The following is a 1,305-nucleotide window of genomic DNA, read 5'->3' as shown; positions in this document are numbered from 1 at the left end:
TCTAAAGATATCTTCACTTGGTTTTACTTTAAAATCAGTATTGAAACTAAAATAACCATCTTTATCTTCATGTAAACCATAATCTTTTAGATCTGTTGTGATTTTATTTTTAAATTCGGTGTATTTGTTTTGGTATTCGCCGTTTTCGTATGATATTTTGTTAAGTTCCTTAATTTCAGCAATATCTCCTTGTTCTTTTATACTTTCTGGATGATATATAAAAATATTTTCATATTTAGAACCCGTACTAGAAACAGCATGAAAAAGTCCAGCATATTTTTTTCCTTCCGCGGCATTTGCTTCTATTTTTGCATCAGGACTAAAGAATATATAAATATTTTTAAACTGATCTCTATCATCATCTACAGCAACAAATCCAGCAGCTCTTGTATTATCATCCATATAACCTGTTCCATCTGCTACAATAGAACCTATATTGTTTAAAACTATATTAGAAAAAATTTGTCCTATACCAGCAGAATATGCCATAAAGCCTGACGCATAGCTATTTTCTGCTTTATTAACACTTTTACTATAAATAGCTTTAATGTTATTTAAAACTATATTAGAATAATAATTTTGACCACTAGAATATGCTACAAATCCAGCTGCACTACTATCATCACGAACCAACCATGGTAATGTAGGATGGTCGAAAGTTCCATTATTTTTAGCTTGAATTAAATCAATATTATTTAATACTATATGATTAAATTCATTAATTCTATCTCCACTAAAATCCCCTTGAGTTGAGTTAAAAAGATATCCTACAAAACCACCAACCCTTGCTCTTTCAGTATCTGTTTCTGCCATGATATTATCAATATTATGTAAAACAATATTATCAAATTTATGTCCTATGTTGCTATAATTATATACTCCAGACCATAAACTTCCTGTGAAACCACCCACATAGGCAAAATCACCTTTACCGTAAATCTTTCCTATATCCATCAGAGCTATGTTGTTAAATGAGCTTCCTTTCATATAGCACCAAATATCATCATAGCAATTCACGCCATCCCAATCATCTAAATCTCCACCCCAATCTGCAATAATGCCTGCAAAACCGCCAACATAGCTAATATGATTTTTTGATTCTGCTTTTATTTCTTTAATACCTTTTAGTATGATATTACTTACATCACTACCATCCATAATCATACCAGCCATACCACCTGCATAAATAATGCCATCGTTTGAACCTATGATACTTCCTTGATTATAATCAACATTAAGATTTTTTAAAGTAGCGGCTCTTAATACGCCAAAAATTCCTAAATATTCTAGTTTATTTTCTAAGCT

Annotated in this window: 1 pseudogene; it reads right to left on the bottom strand. The window is 30.6% G+C overall.

What is annotated here, in order from left to right:
• Positions 1-1,305, bottom strand: a pseudogene (locus tag L8X28_RS08260) (hypothetical protein); the annotation flags it as partial.

Source organism: Campylobacter sp. CNRCH_2016_0050h (assembly GCF_025772605.1).
Taxonomy (GTDB): Bacteria; Campylobacterota; Campylobacteria; order Campylobacterales; family Campylobacteraceae; genus Campylobacter_D; species Campylobacter_D lari_D.
The sequence above is the reverse complement of the archived record's forward strand: the minus strand, read 5'-3'. Positions and strand labels throughout refer to the sequence as shown.